The 18,147-nt window shown below is 68.7% G+C and carries 24 protein-coding genes; 5 read left to right on the top strand and 19 right to left on the bottom strand.

Annotation, left to right across the window (positions count from 1 at the left end):
• Positions 1–163 precede the first annotated feature (163 nt).
• The 3 genes from AB0N02_RS09045 (at position 164) to AB0N02_RS09055 (ending at position 2,244) form a co-directional block, all read left to right on the top strand.
• Positions 164–478, top strand: coding sequence for a hypothetical protein (locus AB0N02_RS09045; protein WP_363944172.1), 315 nt, complete (start codon positions 164–166; stop codon positions 476–478).
• Positions 478–765, top strand: a complete 288-nt coding sequence (locus AB0N02_RS09050) for a hypothetical protein (protein WP_363944174.1) — start codon at positions 478–480, stop codon at positions 763–765. Before AB0N02_RS09045 ends, AB0N02_RS09050 begins: the two co-directional genes overlap by 1 nt.
• Before the next feature lie 876 nt (positions 766–1,641).
• Positions 1,642–2,244 carry a restriction endonuclease gene (locus tag AB0N02_RS09055; RefSeq protein ID WP_363944176.1) on the top strand — a complete coding sequence of 201 codons (603 nt, stop codon included), beginning with the start codon at positions 1,642–1,644 and terminating at the stop codon, positions 2,242–2,244.
• Positions 2,245–2,306: 62 nt separating this feature from the next.
• Here the strand turns inward: AB0N02_RS09055 and AB0N02_RS09060 are convergent, their stop codons facing one another.
• Entirely contained in the window at positions 2,307–3,989 is a 1,683-nt protein-coding gene (locus tag AB0N02_RS09060; RefSeq protein WP_363944177.1) for a PEP/pyruvate-binding domain-containing protein, read from the bottom strand.
• Positions 3,986–4,807: a hypothetical protein gene (locus AB0N02_RS09065; RefSeq protein WP_363944178.1), complete on the bottom strand. Its 822-nt coding sequence runs from the start codon at positions 4,805–4,807 to the stop codon at positions 3,986–3,988. Before AB0N02_RS09065 ends, AB0N02_RS09060 begins: the two co-directional genes overlap by 4 nt.
• A gap of 152 nt (positions 4,808–4,959) precedes the next feature.
• On the opposite strand from AB0N02_RS09065, the gene AB0N02_RS09070 reads away from it, so the two are divergent.
• Positions 4,960–5,457, top strand: coding sequence for an NUDIX domain-containing protein (locus tag AB0N02_RS09070; RefSeq protein ID WP_363944180.1), 498 nt, complete (start codon positions 4,960–4,962; stop codon positions 5,455–5,457).
• On the opposite strand, the gene AB0N02_RS09075 is transcribed toward AB0N02_RS09070, so the two are convergent.
• The 17 genes from AB0N02_RS09075 to AB0N02_RS09155 all read right to left on the bottom strand — a co-directional run bounded on the left by AB0N02_RS09075 (position 5,348) and on the right by AB0N02_RS09155 (position 17,484).
• Positions 5,348–6,283, bottom strand: a complete 936-nt coding sequence (locus AB0N02_RS09075) for a class I SAM-dependent methyltransferase (RefSeq protein ID WP_363944181.1) — start codon at positions 6,281–6,283, stop codon at positions 5,348–5,350. The genes AB0N02_RS09070 and AB0N02_RS09075 overlap by 110 nt on opposite strands.
• A gap of 20 nt (positions 6,284–6,303) precedes the next feature.
• A complete protein-coding gene (locus AB0N02_RS09080; protein ID WP_363944238.1) occupies positions 6,304–6,798 on the bottom strand; it encodes a 3'-5' exonuclease in 495 nt (164 codons plus the stop codon).
• Between the two features lie 15 nt (positions 6,799–6,813).
• Positions 6,814–6,999 carry a hypothetical protein gene (locus AB0N02_RS09085; RefSeq protein WP_363944182.1) on the bottom strand — a complete coding sequence of 62 codons (186 nt, stop codon included), beginning with the start codon at positions 6,997–6,999 and terminating at the stop codon, positions 6,814–6,816.
• Complete coding sequence (locus AB0N02_RS09090) at positions 6,978–8,087, bottom strand: aminotransferase class I/II-fold pyridoxal phosphate-dependent enzyme (RefSeq protein ID WP_363944184.1); 1,110 nt, start codon at positions 8,085–8,087, stop codon at positions 6,978–6,980. Before AB0N02_RS09090 ends, AB0N02_RS09085 begins: the two co-directional genes overlap by 22 nt.
• The gene (locus AB0N02_RS09095; protein ID WP_363944185.1) at positions 8,084–9,121 is read right to left on the bottom strand and encodes a radical SAM protein; all 1,038 of its coding nucleotides are present in this window, start codon (positions 9,119–9,121) and stop codon (positions 8,084–8,086) included. Before AB0N02_RS09095 ends, AB0N02_RS09090 begins: the two co-directional genes overlap by 4 nt.
• Positions 9,109–9,804, bottom strand: coding sequence for a thymidylate kinase (locus AB0N02_RS09100; RefSeq protein WP_363944187.1), 696 nt, complete (start codon positions 9,802–9,804; stop codon positions 9,109–9,111). The genes AB0N02_RS09095 and AB0N02_RS09100 overlap by 13 nt, the downstream gene beginning before the upstream one ends.
• Positions 9,801–10,427, bottom strand: coding sequence for a GTP cyclohydrolase I FolE (folE, locus tag AB0N02_RS09105; protein ID WP_363944188.1), 627 nt, complete (start codon positions 10,425–10,427; stop codon positions 9,801–9,803). Before folE ends, AB0N02_RS09100 begins: the two co-directional genes overlap by 4 nt.
• Entirely contained in the window at positions 10,424–11,245 is an 822-nt protein-coding gene (locus AB0N02_RS09110) for a WbqC family protein (RefSeq protein WP_363944190.1), read from the bottom strand. The genes folE and AB0N02_RS09110 overlap by 4 nt, the downstream gene beginning before the upstream one ends.
• Before the next feature lie 2 nt (positions 11,246–11,247).
• Entirely contained in the window at positions 11,248–11,946 is a 699-nt protein-coding gene (locus AB0N02_RS09115) for a PIG-L family deacetylase (RefSeq protein ID WP_363944191.1), read from the bottom strand.
• A gap of 56 nt (positions 11,947–12,002) precedes the next feature.
• Positions 12,003–13,199 (bottom strand): glycosyltransferase, encoded by a 1,197-nt coding sequence (locus AB0N02_RS09120; protein WP_363944193.1) that lies wholly within the window; start codon positions 13,197–13,199, stop codon positions 12,003–12,005.
• Entirely contained in the window at positions 13,193–13,783 is a 591-nt protein-coding gene (locus AB0N02_RS09125) for a phosphoribosyltransferase family protein (RefSeq protein ID WP_363944195.1), read from the bottom strand. The genes AB0N02_RS09120 and AB0N02_RS09125 overlap by 7 nt, the downstream gene beginning before the upstream one ends.
• Positions 13,784–13,844: 61 nt before the next feature.
• Entirely contained in the window at positions 13,845–14,273 is a 429-nt protein-coding gene (locus AB0N02_RS09130) for a DUF6884 domain-containing protein (RefSeq protein WP_363944196.1), read from the bottom strand.
• Between the two features lie 88 nt (positions 14,274–14,361).
• Positions 14,362–15,090: a 7-cyano-7-deazaguanine synthase QueC gene (queC, locus tag AB0N02_RS09135; protein ID WP_363944198.1), complete on the bottom strand. Its 729-nt coding sequence runs from the start codon at positions 15,088–15,090 to the stop codon at positions 14,362–14,364.
• A gap of 105 nt (positions 15,091–15,195) precedes the next feature.
• Entirely contained in the window at positions 15,196–15,921 is a 726-nt protein-coding gene (locus AB0N02_RS09140; protein ID WP_363944200.1) for a 7-carboxy-7-deazaguanine synthase QueE, read from the bottom strand.
• On the bottom strand, positions 15,918–16,310 hold the full coding sequence (locus tag AB0N02_RS09145) for a 6-carboxytetrahydropterin synthase (RefSeq protein ID WP_363944202.1): 393 nt from the start codon (positions 16,308–16,310) through the stop codon (positions 15,918–15,920). Before AB0N02_RS09145 ends, AB0N02_RS09140 begins: the two co-directional genes overlap by 4 nt.
• A 125-nt stretch (positions 16,311–16,435) precedes the next feature.
• Positions 16,436–17,062, bottom strand: a complete 627-nt coding sequence (locus AB0N02_RS09150; RefSeq protein WP_363944203.1) for an ATP-binding protein — start codon at positions 17,060–17,062, stop codon at positions 16,436–16,438.
• A gap of 38 nt (positions 17,063–17,100) precedes the next feature.
• A complete protein-coding gene (locus AB0N02_RS09155; protein WP_363944205.1) occupies positions 17,101–17,484 on the bottom strand; it encodes a hypothetical protein in 384 nt (127 codons plus the stop codon).
• A 231-nt stretch (positions 17,485–17,715) separates the two neighbouring features.
• Here AB0N02_RS09155 and AB0N02_RS09160 point away from each other — a divergent pair, with 231 nt between their 5' ends.
• Complete coding sequence (locus AB0N02_RS09160; RefSeq protein WP_363944207.1) at positions 17,716–18,126, top strand: hypothetical protein; 411 nt, start codon at positions 17,716–17,718, stop codon at positions 18,124–18,126.
• Positions 18,127–18,147: the final 21 nt, after the last annotated feature.

Here is an 18,147-nt window from a genome sequence, read left to right on the forward strand (position 1 = left end):
CGCAGTTCGGCCCGGTGCGTCGTCTAAATATCAGCCTGCGAGCATCGTTGGGCGAAACTGGACGCGCCCCGTGCCGGTAATCGTCCTTGTCCGCCATCCTCCAGAGTCCTATCAGGAACCTCTCTAATGGCATTGCACGCAGTCAGTGGACATGGAGGCGGGCATGCTCGATGAGGTGATGACGCGGAGCGTGTTGTGGCATCTCTCCGTGAGACTGCCGAACTGGACGATCTGGTACGGCGAGCACACCGAACACTTCTGGGCCTTGTTCAAGGGAAAATCGAGCAATGTCCTTCTTTATGTTGAAGCACGCATCGCAACGGACCTGGAAAGCAAGGCGGTGGAAATCGAGCAGCGGCTGCTTGGTTCGGAAGCCGACTCACCCGAAGCTGTTTTGCTCACGGGAGAGAATCCTACTCAGGAAGTGGAGCGGTCATCCGACAACCGGCACCCTTACGCGGCCGTGACGAGGACGTGATGCTGGAAGAAGCGGTGGTGAAGCTCCGCCGTGAGCTGATGACCGTGTCCATCGCGACCGAGGATCGAGACGTGTTCTGGGCGCCGCACGGAGACCCCGTGCTCAGCCTCGCTCCTGGTCTGGTCATCTGGATCGGGCTCCAGCATGGTTTTCGCTGGGTTGGCGGCGACGGACGGTGGAAGAGCCATCCACTGACCGCCCCGGCAGGAGCGGCAAGGCTGATCGCAGCCCTGTATCCGGCGTGCACTTGTGGCTTCGTCGCCGAGCGCCCGTGTGCTCCGGTCTGACAGTTCGGAAGCCATTAAGACAGCGCAGGGTTCGATGTCACATCACCAAGCTCCCGGCCTTCTGCCTCTTGTTGATCCCCGGCCGACAAGAGATGGACGCCGCCGGGACATGGCCGCGCGGTTCGGTACTGGAGGGGGCCGACCGCGCGGTCATCGCCATGTGGGGAGAAAGCTCCTCGACGCGGAGATTTCGCGCCGAAGGTGCCCTTTCAGTCAGTGAGAGGAAGTGGCGCAGGCAGGGATGACGTGTGGACGTCGAGGATGCCGATGAGCCTGCCCCCGTCGACCATGCACGCTTCTCTCACTCAGGCGATCGTTTGATGATTCCGAGATCGTGTCGCCTACCATTTTTCCGCCACGCCGGAAAGAGGACAGGTTACTCACTAAAAGGAAACGAACTTATAATTCCCGACTTTCCGTGTGGATTGCCGATCCGGGGGCGTTTGTCGGTGGCCCGTGTTTATATCTCCCGTAGGCCGACGCGCCGCAAACATCATCGGTTGACCTTCAGGGAGTTGCCATGCCAGACAGGTATTACCGGCGGGGACATTGGGTTAATAAACGGAGACCGAAAAGCGTGCAGGTGTCCGGATGGGTGATTCTGGCAGTTCTTGCTGCCTTCGCGTGGTTCGCCACCCTGGGATCCGGTTCGGACGAGAACACACCGCAGAAGCCGTCACGGGTCTCGAAGACCGCGGCCCCGGCCCCGGCGGCGGAGCAGCCCGCGGAACCGAGTGACGAGCCCCCGCCCCCAGAGCCGACCGGAGCGCCGTGAGACGCCGGAGACCTCCCAGACGTCTTCCTCGGCCGCGGATGCCGGCCGGCCCGACGGAGTGGTGCGCCGCCGCCGTGGTCGCGGTGATCACAGGATTTTTCGTGATCCGGGGACTTCGGATCGCCGTCGACCTGATTCTCGGCCGCTGGTACATCGGCGTCCCGGTGGGAATCGGTGTTCTTGTGGCGATCACGGTGTGGGCGCGGTGGGGCGTCGCCGCCCTCCGCCGCCGGGCCGATCGCCTGCATGGTGTGCGGTTGACACTGCCCACGCTGGACGTGATGTCCCACATGGCCTTCGAGTGGGCGGTGCGCGACCTCATGGTGCGCGACGGCATCGCCGCGCGGCACGTGGGACAGCGGGGGGACAAGGCAGCCGACGTCATCGGCCGTGATCCCGGCGGATACGTCATCGTCGCGCAGTGCAAGCACACCACCACCGCGGCGAAGGTCGGGGCCCGGGTTATCTACGAGGTCAACGGGACGGCCCATCCCGTGCACGGGGCGGACGTCGCGGTGGTGGTCACCAACGGATCCTTCACCCGCGACGCGCGGCGAATCGCCGACGACTTCCGGATCCATCTGATCGGCAGGGAGGAACTACGCCGCTGGGCCGGTGGAGCGGTGTCCCTGCAGGGGCTGTTGGGGCTGACCACGCCACTGCGGCGCTGGCAACGCCTGCGCCCCGTACCCCCTCCCTTCTGATCCGCCACAGTTCCACACCGAAGCGCGCCCCTCGCGCGCAGCGGTAGATCCTCTGGGGCGGTTCAGGAGGCGATTTCCCGGCACGAGCTGTCGGTCCTGCCGGGCGGGGCCGGAGAAAGCCCGGTGTCACGGGTGAACAGAACCGTGCCGTCCGGGGCGAGAACCACGACACGGGCGGGCTGCGGTTCACGCCGTGGCCAGGCCAGCCGCCCCATTCCGGGCACGACGACATCGCGGTATCCCTTGGGGAGGTGAGGAAACGGTGGGTCGGCTGTGAGCTGTAGCAGTCCCACCGGAGCCGCTCCAGCACCTCGCTGAACAGCAAGATCGCTGGGATCTGTCGTGGCGGGATCGAACAGCACCAGGGTCGCGGCCCGGCCGTCGGTCGGTGGATCGACCGGCGGGGCCGCGACCAGAACAGCGCTGCCGCTCAGGTCGACGTTCTCGACGGCCTGAGCGGCGGTGGCGGTGAGGACGGTGGCGACAGTGCCGACGGTACCGTCGACCTGGATATGCGTTCCGGACGGGATGGCGGTTACGGCGTTGGCGACGGCGGTGACGCATGGGATGCCGAACTCGCGGGCCAGGATCGCGGTGTGCGACAGCGGGCCACCGGTACCGGACACGATTGCGCTGGGCGCGTGGTGCAGCACGGGTACGGCCTCGGAGCCGAGCGCGTCGCAGACGATGACTGCGCCGGCGATGTCGTCGGGAGCCAGTGCTTCGACAGTGGCCACGTCCAGGTGGAGGGCGGGGCCGCTGCCGATGCCCGGCACCGCCGGGATCCCGCGCCACTGGTTTTTCCCCGTGTCGACGATCAGGCCGAGGGCGGGCGGTGGCAGGGGAGCGGTCAGCGGCCGAGCCTGGAGCAGGTGCAGCCCGTCGAAGGTCAGCGCCCATTCGATGTCGATGCGCTCCCATCCCAGGACCTCGGCGCTGATGCCGCCTGTCGTGAGCAGGTCCTTAACCTGCTGGGCGGTCAGGATCAGGCGGCTGGCCCACGCGGCGGGCGGGTGCAGTTGGAGAACGCCGTCATCGGACAGACGCACCTTGACGCGATGGGCGGTGCCGTCGGCGTCGCGCAGGACGGTCCATTCGCCCGGGGGAAGCCGGAGTTCCTCGGCACTGCCGGGCAGTGCGACTGTGGCCTGGTCACACGGGATGAAGACCACATCGTCATGGGAGCCGCCGGTGTGAATCTCGCCGGTCTGCCGGCCACTGACCAGCGGGTGAGCCAGTCCGCGGACGGCTTCGATGCGCCAGCGCGTTCGGCCGGTGAAATCGGCGGCCAGGACGCCGGAAGCGTAGGGGCGTACGGCGGGTTGGACGAGGACGGCCATCGAGGTCGAGTGCGCGACGCCTCGGCCGAGGGCATAGGTGGCGGCTGCCGGAGCGTGTACGGAGTCTCGGACCCGATGCAACGCGCGTAGCAGCGGTGTGGAGTCGGCCGGGGTGAAGACGGAGACGTGCAGGCCCGCGAAGGATGCCTGCCTCCCGTCCTCATGAGAGGCCGAGGAGCGGGCGATCAGCCCGTACGGCGCCCGCCCGGCGGCCCAGGAGAGGATCGCAGTCGCCGCGTCTGGGAAGGCATCCTCGCTCAGGGAGGCCGGGATGACGACGCCGTCCGGCACAGACAGGCCCGCACCGCGCAGACGGGCCAAGGCTGCGGCCTTGCCGCCGCAGAGCGCGGGGTCGGTGGCGTCGGCCAGGGCGATGAGCGCGGGCGCGGCAGGCAGAGTGGTCATCGAACGGCTCCACTGGTGATCAGGTCGGCGATGCTCAGCTGAGCGAGGTCGGCGCCGGTGAGAGAAGCCCAGCGCACGACGGCAGGCAGATAGCGGTCACGAAGCTCGGCGCGGCGTTCCTCACTGTCGGCGGCCCACCGGCTGAGCGTGATCACCAGACGTGCCGCAGCATGCTGGCGTTCATCTCCGGTGGCGGCCAGCAGGATGGCCAGCGACCAGGAGCTGGCGCGTTCCAGGGCATGCTGACGAGCGACAGGCACTTTGGTGGAAGAAGCGATATGGGCAGGGAACAGGTGGGCGTTCAGTAACCGTCCGGGATCGGTGGGGGTCATCAGGGCCAAACCGCCTGCCAGCGCGGCTGATCGGCTTCCCAGCAGTTCGGCCAGCAGCCGCTCCCAGGCGGCTTCGGGTAGCAACCAGTTGACGATGTGCGTGGACATGACGGTGAGCAGATGAGCCGTCGCGTCGGCCAGGGCCGCTGAGGCGGCAGCCACGTTCTCAGTCTCCAAGGCCGCGTCCAGTTCCTCCAGAGTGGCACCGGTACGGGCGCGGGCGGTAGCGGTGCAGGCGATGAGATCGGTGACGTAGGCCGGATCGGTCAGACGGGTGTGCCAGGTGCCGACAAGGTGCTGGTGGTCGGCCTCGTCGATGTCAACGAGGCCGGGGCGGCGGAGCCTGCCGTACGGGGTGGGCACATCCATGAGCACTTGTGGCCAGGCGATCAGCGAGCGGGTGTAGAGGTCCCATTCCAGCGGAGTGCCAGCGGGCCTGGTGTGCTCGTAGTCGACGGTGCGAATGCCGTTCCAGACCTCGTCCATGCCGATCTCCTCTCAGTGGCTCGGCTTTTCGGGCAGGTGCATGAAAAGGGGCGTGAGGCTTTGCTGTTTTGCCGCCTGGCCGGGGTGGGCGGTGTGCCACGCTCGGGGTCTTGAAGCAGCAGGGTTTGGGGCGCGACGAAGGGGAACCGCAGGTGAAGATCAAAGAAGCCACCGCGAGTGCGTTCGTACTGCGCCGTAGCGAGCACGACGGCGTACAGGTCGCACTGGTGTGGCATCCACGGCTGGGGGAATGGATGGCCGCCGGTGGGCAGGTAGAGGTCGACGAGCATCCGGCCGAGGCGGCGCTGAGGGAGATCACCGAGGAAACCGGCCTGGTGACGCAGCTGATCCCCGCCCCGGCGGTTGCGCTGCCCGCCGGGTTTCCGCACACCGCAGTGACGGCACCCTGGTGGATCGTGGAGATGGACGCCTGCGCCGACAACCACACCGCCGAACCGCACATCCACGTCGACAACGTGTTCCTCGCCTGGGCCGGTGACGGCACGCCGGTGCGGGAGCCGGTCCACGAGGTGCGCTGGTTCACCGTGGACCAGTTGACGGAGGCTGCCGACATCGCGGAGGATTCGCGGCTGCAGGCCAAGGAGGTGCTGGGGCTGATCGCCTCGGGCCAGGTGGCGCTGCCACGGTAGGGGCGCGGCCCCAGATCATCACTGCCCCGTCCTCGGCGGCCTGGTTCAGAGAGCGGAACCCGTAACGGGTGAAGGCCGCGGCGATCTGCTCGGCAGGTCGGTGGTGGTGAAACCCCTTGCCGGAGACGCCGCGCCGTACGGTGAGGTTCTCGCACACCACGACACGCACCCGTCGAAGCAACGTGCCGAGGGCAGTGTCGAGGTCGGCCAGGTGGTCCAGGGTGTCGACGATCCACAACGCGTCGATGGCCAACTCGGCAGGCACCTCGCCCGGTTCCACCACCGTGGCGTCGTGGCCGTGACGGCGTAGACGCCAGCGCAGGAACCGGGTGGAGGGGGAGTCGTAGTCGCAGCAAGTGACGCCGAAGCCCGTCTCCAACAGGGGCAGGGTGTCGTTGCCGATGCCGCACCCATAGTCGAGCACCGTGCGCACCCGATGATCCAGCAGGGCGGGGATCGCTGCGGAGGTGTAGTCAGGGCGGTTGCCACTGGCCTGCCAGATGGTCAGGTTGTACAGGTAGGCGGTGCTGGCTCGGAAGAACGCGGCCACGTCCTCGACGCTTCGCGGGTCGGCTTGCCTCCAGGTCTCGGCAAGCGCGGCCGCGGAGTCCAGGTAGGGGGTGAACTCCTCACCGAGGAAGTCCCGCAGTTCCCGCACCAGTGGGCTGGCAGATGCCTGATCCCATCGGTAGCGGTTCCACGCGCCGCGGCAGGTCGGGCAGGCGGTCAGGTGGATGTGTACAGCGGTGTGCGTGCCGCCGCCGTCGGCGGCGCGCAGATAGGAACCGAAGGCGGTGCGGACGCTCACGCACGCGATGCCGTTCACTGCGGTCGTCCTCCTGGTGGTCAGAAGAGCCCTTCCTGGGAGCCATGTGCGGTCGGCAGGCGCTTGGGCGGCATGCCGACCGCGGCGTCCAGCTCGTGCAGGGTGGTCCACCGGCGCGCGGCGGCGTTGTCGGTGAGGATGCGTCGCAACACCGTCGCGGTGAGTTCCACATCCGGCATCGCCCGATGGCGGTCGGCGGGCAGCGGAATGCGCAGGTAGCGCAGCACCGCGTCGAGCGCGTGCGAGGACAGCTCGGGGTAGGCGATGCGGGCCATACGGACGGTGTCCAGCAGTGGAATGGCGGCCAGGGTCGGGCAGTACGCCGCCTGGTGGGCGATCAGAGTCGCCTCGGTGCCGACGTTGTGGGCGACCAGACGGTACGGCGGCGCGGTCGCCATGGCGTCCAGGGCGGTCATGACCTGCTCAGGCCTGGCCGCGTCCGCCAGCATGGCGGCGGTGATGCCCGTCTGGCGGACGTCGAAGTCGGTCATCGGCACCTCCTCGGGCGGCCGGATGAGTGACTGGAAACGCTAGACCTCCACCAGTTCACCGTCCTCGGGCACCAACGCCACGGCCGCGACCTCGATCGGGACAGGCGAGCGGCCCGCCGGGGTCAGCCCCTCGAAGTCGATGACCACATAGGTGTGCCGGGCGAAGTTGGGATCGGCGGCCAATCCTGCTCCGGCCGACGAGGTCAGGTGGTTCGTACGGTCCATGCCAAGGCCTCTCGCTGGATGATCCGGGCGCGGGCCCGCAGATCGGCTTCGGTGTCGCCGGTGTTGAGCACCACGGCGAGCAGGTGGTCGACCATGTGCTCGGCGGCAGGGCAGGGCGCCGGCTCCAGAGCCTGGCAGGCCGGGTGGGTCGAGGCAGCGCGCAGGCCGAACGTGCCGACGCTGTTGGGCACTCCAGCATCGGCCAGGTGCTGGGCGAAGGCACGAGGTTCGGCCAATCTGATGTGCCACAGGGGGCTGTAGCCGTTGGGCTCCTCCTGCTCGCCCGGCGCGATCACCTCCAGTCCGGGAAGGTCACCGACCGCGACGGTCAGTAGGGCGGCCTGGGCACGTCGGCGGGCCAGTTCGGCCGGGAAACCGGGCAGCCGGTGACGGGCCAGCCGTGCCGACAGCTCCGGCAGCCGGTAGTTGCGGCCCAGGCGGCTGCCCGCGGGCATCCCGGGAGCGCCGACGGCCCAGTGGGTACGGTACGCCGCCGCGCGTTCGGCGATGGCCGCATTGTCGGTGAGCAGGTAACCGCCCTCACCGGCGGCGTAGATCTTGCCGTCCTTGAGACTGAAACAGCCGACCTCGCCGAAGGTTCCTGCCGGTCGCCCCCGATAGAGGCTGCCCTGGGCCTGGCAGGTGTCCTCGATCAGCATCAGGTCGTGCCGCCGGGCCAGTACGGCGAGTTCGCCGATCCCACCGCATCGGCCATGCAGGTGTACCGGCAGGATCGCCCGAGTGCACAATGTGATCTTGGTCTGCAGGTCGGCCAGGTCCATCCCTCCGCCAGGAGCGGCGTCGACGAACACCGGATGTGCTCCGGCCTCGGCCACAGCGGCGACCGTCATCATCACGGTGATCGCGGGCAACAGCACCTCGTCACCGGCACCGATGCCGCAGGCGGCCAGCGCGGTGTGCAGGGCCGCGGTTCCGGAGGAGACCGCGACCGCATGCGCGACGCCGAAGGCGGCCTCGAGTTCCTCTTCCAGAGCGGCCGTTTCGGCCTGGCCTGCCGGATCGGGCATCCGGTCCAGCACGGATTGGAAGATGCGCGCGTCGACCGGTGGCGGTGTCGGAAGGATCATGGCGTGCTCACAGAGGAGGTGAGGACGCGGGTGAAGTCCATCAGCGGCCACATGTTGACGCAGTCGGTGGAGAACAGGGCGCAGTCGGCCGCGCATCCGGTGGGGGCGAACAGGCTTCCCGCGTCGGCGCCGACGATGCCGCGCCGCCGCTCGGGTGGGGTCGCGGCGATCCGCAACGAGGACGGGCAGTCCCACACCGACCCGTCGGGTTCGACGAAGAACAACGTGTTGCCGCCGAAACACCGCTTCACCAGCCCGGTCGGCGCGGTGACGGCCGCGCTGACCCGCGCCGGGTAGGAAGCGGGCGGCAGCTGCACCGGCAGGCGGGCACCGTACAGGGTGGCGAGGCGCTCGGTGAGATCGGCTTCGTGTTCACCGGTCAGCGCCAGCTCGCCGTGCAGGGCGTGGTCGGTGGCCAGGGCGATGGGCTGGGGGACGGCGTAGTCGCAGCCGAGCTCGGCGGCCAGAGCGGGGACGGCGGTGATGTCGGGCAGATTGCGGCGGGTGATGACGCTGTAGAGGCCGACCTTGGGCCAGGCCGATGCGGCTGCCGCACGGGCGGTCAGCAGCGCTCGCACCCCGTCGACGACCTGCTGCCAGCCGTCGCGGCCATTGCGGGCGGGCCGCCAGGCATCGTTGTAGGCCGGATCGGTGGAGTCCAGCGACACCGACACCCCGTCGACGCCCAGCTTCAGCAGCGCGTTGACGGTGTCGGCGCGGTTCAATGGGATTCCGTTGGTGCAGACGACCACCTGTACACCGGCGTCCTTCAGCACCGCGATCACATCCATGATCGGCGGCCAGATCAGCGGCTCTCCACCGGCCAGGAACACCCGCAGCACCGGGGAGTCGGCCATGGTGGCGGCGAAGGCGAGGATCTGCTCGGCCGACAGGTCGTTGCGCGACAGGTGTGACAGCGCGCCGACGGCGGTGACCGGCAGGAGCCGATGTTCTTCGATCGTGCCGAAGTAGCAGTAGCGGCAGCCCAGGTTGCAGGGGCTGCGCAGCCCCCACAGGAGGGTCACGTTACGCATGGGATGCCTCCTTCGGCCACGGGGCCGGTGCACAGATCAATGAGGGTGCGGCACGCCTCTGCGATCGCCGCCACCAGGCCGGACTCGTCGATGTCGCGCCGATCCAGCAGCGACATCCGCTGGGGGTACGCGGCGGCGAAGCGCTCGTACAGCCGGTCCACGCGTTCCATCAGCGTCCGCTCGTCGGCGCGCGCCGGTCGGCCGATGCGCTGCTCGAAGCGGACCAGACAGCGCGCCGGGTCGTCGCGTAGCAGAACCGTCAGGTCGGGTAACGGCCGCCAGGCGCCGATCGTGGTCAGGATGGCCTCGGCGAGTTGCAGGGCACGCTCGTCATCGCCGTCCGGCGTCAAGATCGCTGCCTGGTAGAGGGCGACGGTGTGCGGGCCGCGGTCTTCCAGCACGACCCGGCCGGTGCCGGTATCACCGAGGCATTCGTGCCGGTGAACCTGCAACGCCATCAGCAGCAGCGTCTCGGTTCTTGGCGTCCCGGTGCGCAGGAACAGGTCACCGTTCTGACGTAGCGCGGCGATGACGCGGCCGGACAGCAGGTCGGGCGGGGCGTCGGGCAGCTCCACCAACGGCACACAGGCCGGCTCCAGTACGGCGGCCACCTGGCGGATCAGGTGGGTCTTACCGACCCCGTTGAGGCCTTCGACGCTCACCCACGCCATCGTCGCCGTCATCGCGTCCTCCCGGCGTGGATCACGGCGTGTAGCCGGTCGGCGAGCGTCACGTCGGTGCGCAGTCGTCCGAGCAGGCACGCGGTGTCGGTACGGGCGCCTTCGGCCTGCAAACCACGCATGCTCATGCACAGGTGCTCTCCGGTCATCCAGACCCCGACATCGGGACTGCCGCACAGCTCGGCGACCGTCGCGGCGACCTGGGTGGTCAGGCGTTCCTGGAGCTGCAGCCGGTGGGCGTGGGTCTGCAGGATCCGCCCGAACTTCGACAACCCCAGGACCTGGCCGTTGGGGATGACGGCGATGGCGGCGCGGACGTGGAAGGGCAGCAGGTGGTGCTCGCACAGCGACCATGCCGACAGCTCCCGGACCAGCACGTACTGGTCGCCACGGATGTCGTGCTCGAAAGCGGTCGTGACCCGGCCAGGGGTGTAGTCGAGGAACTCCTTCCACCAGGCGGCCACTCGGCGAGGGGTGTCACGCAGCCCCTCTCTGCCGGGGTTCTCGCCCAGCAGTACCAGCAGCTGGCGGATGTGCGCCTCCACTGCCACGTGATCGATCGGTCGCCGAGGCGGCGCATCGCCCGGACCGGCCGCCGGGAGCGGGTGGGTGCTGTTGAGGCTCATGCTTCCACCCCAGTCCAGGGGCGTAGCCGCGCTCCGGTGGTGAGCAGGTGACGGGCGTTCGGCCCATGATGCAGCAGCGCGTCCAGGGCTGACAGCGGTACGGCCTGGCTGGTGCGGGCGTTGATCGCAGACCCGCCGGTACCCGGTGACGATGTGGCGTCGCTCGGCGGGGACGATTGGTAGGTGGCGATTTCCACGCTGATACCGGCCTGGGCCAACAGGGGGACGTCCAGGTAGCCGGTGGCGCCGGTCCCGGTGCGCAGCACCCGGGTGCCGGTCCGGCGGCACAGGTCGATCAGCATCGCGTTCTTGTGACCGGCCGGGGCCAGGGTGCTGGCGCGTATCAGGGCCACCTGCAACCCGAAGCCGTCCAGCAGCAGCCGGAGCAGCGCCTCGTTCAGGTCGATCAGGTACTCCCAGTCCCGCTGATAGATCGCCTGCAGGGGCTCTGCCCACTCGGGCCAGTACGGCGCGCGTCCGTAGACCTGGGTCAGGGTGCGCCAGTGCCGGGACTGCCAGGCCTCCGGGGCGGTGCGCACCTGATGGATGGGCTGGCCGAAACGGCGCCGCACCGGCACGCCCAGAAGCTGGGCGTCGCCGCGCGTGCCGCGGATGTAGTTGCGGTGCTGCCAGCCGCGGTCGGAGAACTGCACCTGGTCGAGCAGCACCAGCCGCCGGAGGTCGGTCAGCCGGGCCAGGTATCCCAGCCAGGGGAGGAAGGCCGGCTGGTGTGCGACCAGGACGTCATCACGGTACGGCGCGCCCGCCGAGGCCGCCGAAGTGGCGAGGGCGGCAGGGGACGGCTCTGAGTCGGACATGCTCACACCTCCATCCGGTAGATCGCGAACCGCTCGGCCGTACCCGCCCCGCAGGCGGCGCCTGCCGCCTCGTCCAGCGCGCGAATCTTGGCCAGGCTGCGCGGGTGCGGATCGTCGCGCACCTGGCTGGCGTGGCACAGCATCGCCTTTTCCTTCACCGGCCAGCTCGCGGTGGTGTCCACCAGCAGCGGACGCGTATCGGCCGCCTGCCAGGCCCGATCCTCCGGGCCGTCGTAACCGAGCACGATCCGCGGGACGGACCGCAGCCGCCGGTCGCCAGGGCGGGCGGCGGCCAGCGCCGCCCGATGTACGGCCTGATGGTCCTGATGGTGAGCGCCGTGCGCGGGCAGCAGCAATACATCAGGAGTGCTGGTACGCAGCGACGGGCCCGTACCGGACTCGATCAATGCGATGAGGTCGGGCATGAACGCGCCAGGATTACGGGCTTGGTCGGTGTCGGTCCAGGCGATGGCTCGATCGGCCACGCCGAGGGCGTCACAGGCGGCGTCGAACTCCTCGGCCCGTACCTGCGGGTCGGAGGCGCCGCCGTACATCGGCAGGCTGGTGCAGGTGACGGCCAGCACGTCGACGGTGACACCGCAGCCGGTCAGTGCGGCGATGGTGGCGCCGGGCCCGAAGCTCTCGTCATCGGGGTGGACCGTGACGACCAAGACGCGATCCCCGGGGAACAGGTCGAACATGGTGGTGCCCTCCTCTTGTCCGTGGAAGGGACGACGGGACTGCGCGGCAGGTGCGGTCAGTGAGAGGTAGAGGAGCCCGATACGGCAGGGCTCGGTACGGTGACGCGGTTGGAACGTGGTGGGGCGTTGTCGACGGCGGCCAGCAGTGCGTTCGCCGCGGCGGCCGGGGTGTGGGCGGCCACCCGACGGGGCGCCGCCGTCGCTGCCGCGTGGTACGCCGCCGGATCGTCCAGCAGCGCTTTCAGCGCGCTCCACAGCGCGTCGGCGCCTCCGTGGAGCGGCACGACCCGGCCGGCGGCTCCCGTCAGCAGCGGGACGTTGCCGTGGTCGAAGCCGACCACGGGGGTGCCGGCCGACAGCGCTTCGGCGGCGGTGAAGCAGAACGTCTCCGGCTCGGTCGAGGAGATGACGGTCGCGGCGGCCCCGGCCAGGTAGGGCGGGACCTGGTGCCAGCTCAGCGCGGGCCGGATCGTGATCAGGCCGGGCCATCGCGCGGCCGCCGCCCGGCAGGCGTCGATGACATCGGTCTGCATGCCGGGCCAGAACTCGAAGTCGGCCTCGGCCAGCACGAGTTCCACCGGACGGTTCCAGCCGGGCGGGATCGCCTCGATCAGCTCGGCCAGGCCCTTGGCGGGCTCCACCCGGGAGACGATGCGGATCGGCCCGTCACGACGCAGCAGCTCGCGCTCGGCGCCCAGTACGGCGGGCGGCATCGTCTCCAGGGCGTTGGGCACTGTCCGCCACCTGCTGGTGTCCCACCCGGCTTCGGCTCCCTCCTGAGCGAGGTAGGCGCTGGCCGGACAGACCACGCTGGCCTTGGCCAACGCCCGCAACCAGCGCTCGTCACCGGCGGGGCGGATCTTGTGGACCATGAGCGCGGTCCGTACCTCCGGTGGAGCCGCGTTCAGGTATCCCAGCCCCCACAGGGTGTCGCCCCAGCAGGCAATGTCCACGCCACGTTCGGCCAGCACCGCCGACACCTCGGCGGCCACCGGGATGGGATCGGTCAGCGCGCTGCGAACGTCGTCGTTGGTCGCAGGACAGGGCAACTGCAGCGAGGTCAGCCGGACCAGATCCGGTTCGGCGGCATCGGCGGCCTGTGACGGTCCCGCGGCCAGCATCAACGTCGTGTGGCCGAGCTGACGCAGGCCTTTCATGAGTGCCGCCAGGCTGCGCTCGACACCCGCGGGATGGTCGGGGCGGTAGCTGAGCAGGCAGAACGCGATGGTCCTGTGCCGGTCGCCGTTCAGCACGCGCGTTCACCTGCCCGTACGCCGGTGGGCGCCGCCAGCGGCTCGGTGGGTGTGTCCGCAGGCTTCTCCCATGGGAAGACGACCCAGTCGCGGGTGTCCCACACCCATGCGTCCGGGCTCGCCCCGCCTTCAGCCTCGTGGCCGGCGGCGTTGCGGCACAGCACCACGGCGCGCACGCCGGCCGATCCGAGCCGCTGCCGCAGCAGCGTCACGACTGCCCTCAGCGTCGCGCCGGTGCCGCAGATGTCATCGGCCACCAGCACTCGGCTGCCCGGAACCACCCGGTTGAGCTCGGTGCAGTCGACGACGTCGACCCGGCCGGTGGCCTGAACCTCCAGCTTGTCGTCGCGGTTGTGCCGCAGCCGGATGCTGACCGTGGGAACGTCCAGCAGACGACCCAGCGCGGTGCCGAGCGGGACTCCGCCTCGGGCGACGGCGATCACCACATCGGGCCGGTGGGGACGTTCGTGTTCAGCCAGCATCTCGGCGGCGGTGATGAAGGTCTCCGGTTCCAGACGCCAGATGCGCCGATGGTCGAAGACCCGCTGACGGTTCGGGGCAGACAGGTTGGAAATCGGGGGCATGGAATGATCCCTTCACGGTGATGAACAGCAGATGAGAGGAACGGCAGGGAACGTGGGCCGGTCACGGCCAGTTCCAAGAGTCGAGAACCTTTGAGGTGGTGGCCCAGTCGCGCGGGTCGTCGATGAGGTGAAGCCGAATCTCTCGCAACGGGGCGTGCACGATGCTCTGGTAGAGCGGTTCGGCCACGACGAGCGCTCGCACCGGCCTGCCGTTCCGCTCGAACTCCTCTTCCAGTACGGCGGCGGTGATCGGACACAGTTCACGAGCCCGGTCCGAGGTCAGGCGCCGGTCGTAAGGCAGCAGCAGCCGATCCGGGGAGACGAGGCCGTACTCGGCCGACAGGATGCGGACCTGAGAGCGCAGCGCGCGCAGGTGCCCGACACGCCGACGTAGGTGGGGCACGCAACCACCTTCGTAGAGGTCGAGGGCGGGGACGGGAACGGTGGTGAACTTCTTGCGGGAGGAGCAGCCGACGATGACGAGATTCACCCTTCACCCACCTCCAGCGTGCCGCCCCAGGCGTCCACCGGGCTGCGGGTAGAGCCCAGGAGACCGGGCCTAGGCGGCTTCTTGATGATCATTTGCGTGACACCGCCGGAGACGGGTCGTCGTAGTCGGTGGGGTCGAACACTCCGGCCAGCGCGAACGCCTCCTTGCGTTCGGTGCAGGTACCGCACCGTCCGCAGTGTCGGCGTCCGCCCTGGTAGCACGACCAGGTGTCGGCGAAGGGCACCCCGAGCCGGGCGCCGAGCCGTACGATCTCGGCCTTGGTCATCTCGATGAAGGGTGCGAGAACCTGGAAGCCGTCGGAGATGAAGCCCTCATTCGCCACGGTGACCATGCGCCGGTAGGCCTCGACGAACACCGGGCGACAGTCCGGGTAGATCGTGTGGTCTCCGGAGTGTGCCCCGAAGGCCACGGCGTCGGCTCCAGCCGAGACCGCGTGAGCGACGGCGAGATCCAGCAGCAGAAGGTTGCGGTTGGCCACGACTGTGGCTCGCATGGAGACGTCGCTGTAGTGGCCCGGCGGGACCGGGACACGGGCATCGGTGAGCGCGAAGCCGCTCACGAGAGTGGCCAGACCGGAAAGGTCGAGGCGGACGTACGTCGCGCCGAGTGCCTTCGCGGTGACCTCCAGGTAGGACAGCTCAGTGCCGTGCCGCTGCCCGTAGTCGACGCCGAGGAGGGTGAGCCGGGCCGTACCGTTGGCTCCGAGCCAGTAGGCCAACGTGGTGGAGTCCAGGCCGCCCGAGGCGACGACAACGACGTGGCCGGTGGACTGCTGGTCGTTGTTCTCCGTGTTCACAACAGGAAGTCCCCCTTTCCGGGAGATGAGATTTCTGGAGGACGGCTGACTCGGCGCTTCTGAGGTGCTTTGCTCGCTCTTTCGGGCGTGCTGTGGAAGGAAGGGTCAGCGGCCGCGTTCGTCTCCCCACAGCAGGACGTGGGTGCGCAGCGACAGCGACCACCCGCGGGCGATCACCGCCTCCGCCAGCCGACGGGCGCGGTCGATGATCTGCTCTGGTGTGGTGCCCTCCGGCATCACCCACACCTCGCGCAGGGCGAACCGCTGCTGCAGATGATCGATCTCCTCCAGGTCGGCCACCCGTTCGGCGACGAACTTGAAGACCGCCCGGCCGCTGGCGGTCAGCGCCGCGAGTGCTTCGGGGACGATGCGCCTGCTCTGGGGCAGGCGCGCGTTGGCGAGTTTGGGGGAGACGTTGAACCGCACCCCGTCGACCAGCAGTCGCAGGTGCGGCAGCACGGTGCCGTTGGTCTCGATCTCCACCCGGCGCCCGGCCTGAACCAGTGCACTCACCAGGGGAATCAGCGCCTGCTGCTGTAGGAGCGGCTCACCGCCGGTGATGACGATCAGTTCCACGCCGCTGGCCAGCGCCCAGGCAGTGACCTCGGCGACCGCCATACGAGCACTCTCATCACGCAGGTCGAAGCGGGTACTGTCCCACGTGAACGGGGTGTCGCAGAAGCCGCACGACAGGTTGCATCGCGACAGGCGCACGAAGATCGCAGGCACCCCGCTGCTGGGCCCCTCACCCTGCATGGTAGGGCCGAACCGCTCGGCGATCAGCAGGTCCTGGTGCTCGGTGGCGCCCTGGTCCGTCATCAAGGCGGTCATGATCGCGACCCCACCGTGCAGACGGCGGAGGTCTTCGCGGTCTCGCTGACCGCGATCGCGACCAGCCGGCCTGGGATGGTCGGTTCCACGTGCTCCCTGAACCATCGCGCCAGGTGCACTGCCAGCAGTTCTGAGGTCGGCTCCACTTCCAGCACCTCGTTGAGGTCACGGTGATCGAGATGATTCCTGACGTAGGCGGCGAACGGCTCCAGCGCACCGAAGTCGGTGACGAACCCCGGGCCGGTCAGTTCCTCGGCGCTCAGCCGGATCTCCACCCGGTAGCTGTGTCCGTGACGGCGCCCGCACTGGTGGTCCTCGGGCAGCCCGTTGAGCCGGTGAGCGGCCTCGAAGGTGAACCACTTGCTGATCTCGATCTGGAATCCGCTCAAGGGACCGGACTCGTGCTCGGTCTCGGGAGCCGTCGGCGACCCACCGGCGGCTGGATCTTCTCGTCGGCGCAGTGTGTGGACGGGGCGCGACCAAGCCGGTCGGGTGACTTCGGGAGGCATGATCATCAAATCCTTCGCGATCGCAGGGGCTGGTCATGCGGCTGCCGATGCGCCTTCGGCTCGGCTACGACATACCGTCGGTACCGACGAGGCTGGACGGTCGCCGCGGATCCATGGCTACATCCGGTGATCGAGGTTCCGGCCGGTGTGGTGGGTGTGGTGTCCGGCATCGCCGTACGGCGCGGCGCCACGGGTTCAAAGCACCTCGCCGGACCGCCCGGACAGAGTTCTTCCTCCTGCTCCTGAAGGCTCATGAGCTGTCCGGCTCCTACCGCCGCCGGAAACTTGAAGTGCGCCCACACGGCCTTGCCGTCCTGGCCCTGGTCGTTGACGCCCCAGCTGTCGGCCAGCTCGTTTACGATCATGAGGCCGCGTCCGCCCAGGTCGGTGCCGGCCGGGTAACGCATCTGCGGGTGGCGCGTGCTGTGGTCGTGTACCTCGATGCGGACGAAACCGTCGACGGCGGCGACCTTCACCATGAAGCCATGCTCGGGAACGCCGCCATGAATCAGCGCGTTGGCGGCCAGCTCTGTGACGCACAGTCCGACGTCGTCGACGCATTCCCCCGCCATGCCCCAGTCGGCCAGGACAGTGGTGACCAGATTGCGGGCCTGCGGCGCCGATTCGCTCACGGCGGGGAAGAGACGCTCGACGGGGCCCACCGCGCGCCTCATGTCTCGGTGTCCGAGGCGACGACGAGCTCTCTGCTGTGGCGGCGTAGCTGGCCACCGTAGGAGCAGGCGGTGTGTTCACCAAGCCGATGAGAGCGGGCCGCGTCGCGGATCAGCAGCAGCCGCGCTCCCAGCCCGGCGATCTTCCGCTGTCGCTGACGGGCACTCGCCCGTGGTCCCAGGTGAGTGAACGTCGGCAGGACCACCCCGTAGACGCCGGGTACGGCCAGCACATCCAGCAGGCCGGTGAACGCCGGCGACCGGTCAACGCCTGCCGCGGGGTTCCGCTCGGTGAAGACACCGGCCAGCAGCAGTTCGTGCTGGCGGCAGTACTCGGCCAGCGCCTGGCTCAACGCGTCCTGACGGGCTTTCGAGGCCTTCACCAGTCGCAGGTAGCCGTAGACGATCGGGCCCGGTATGTGATGTTGTTCGGTTAAATACATGCGCATAACCGCCCAAATGGAATCCGGAACGGCGGGAGGCCGTTCGCCTGCGCCATTGAGCTTGACCGCGATCGCGCTGCCGGGAAATGGCCCGGTGTTCTACTTCCGTTGCACTTCCGTCCTGCTTCAAGCGCTCGGCTGCTTCGATGAATTTCCGGAAAGGAGCGACGCATGACGACTGTGCAGCAATGGAGCGGCCTGGAGGCCCGTGCTCTGCGTCTCGCGCTACGAATGAGCGTCCGTGCATTCGCCGGTCATCTCGGGGTCGCCGTCGGCACCGTCTCCAAATGGGAACGCCTCAGTATCGACACCCAGCCCCGGCCTGACACCCAGGCCATCTTGGACACCGCGCTTGCCCGCTCCGACACCGCTGTTCATCTTCGCTTCGAGACCTTGCTGTCCGAAGCCGGTCGTCCCGCCGGATCTGGTCGGCCGGTTGTGGCGACCAACCCTCGCATGTGGGACTACGAGACCTGGACCGACGACCTCGAGCGGACAGTCGTCGCCCTACTGATCAAGAAGTGCGGGCGTGACGTAATGCCAGGTACCCGCTGGGCGCTGCTTGCCCTGGTGACAGCCTGAAAGCATGAGGTACTCCGATAG

Source organism: Streptosporangium sp. NPDC051022 (assembly GCF_040683035.1).
Lineage (GTDB): Bacteria > Actinomycetota > Actinomycetes > Streptosporangiales > Streptosporangiaceae > Streptosporangium.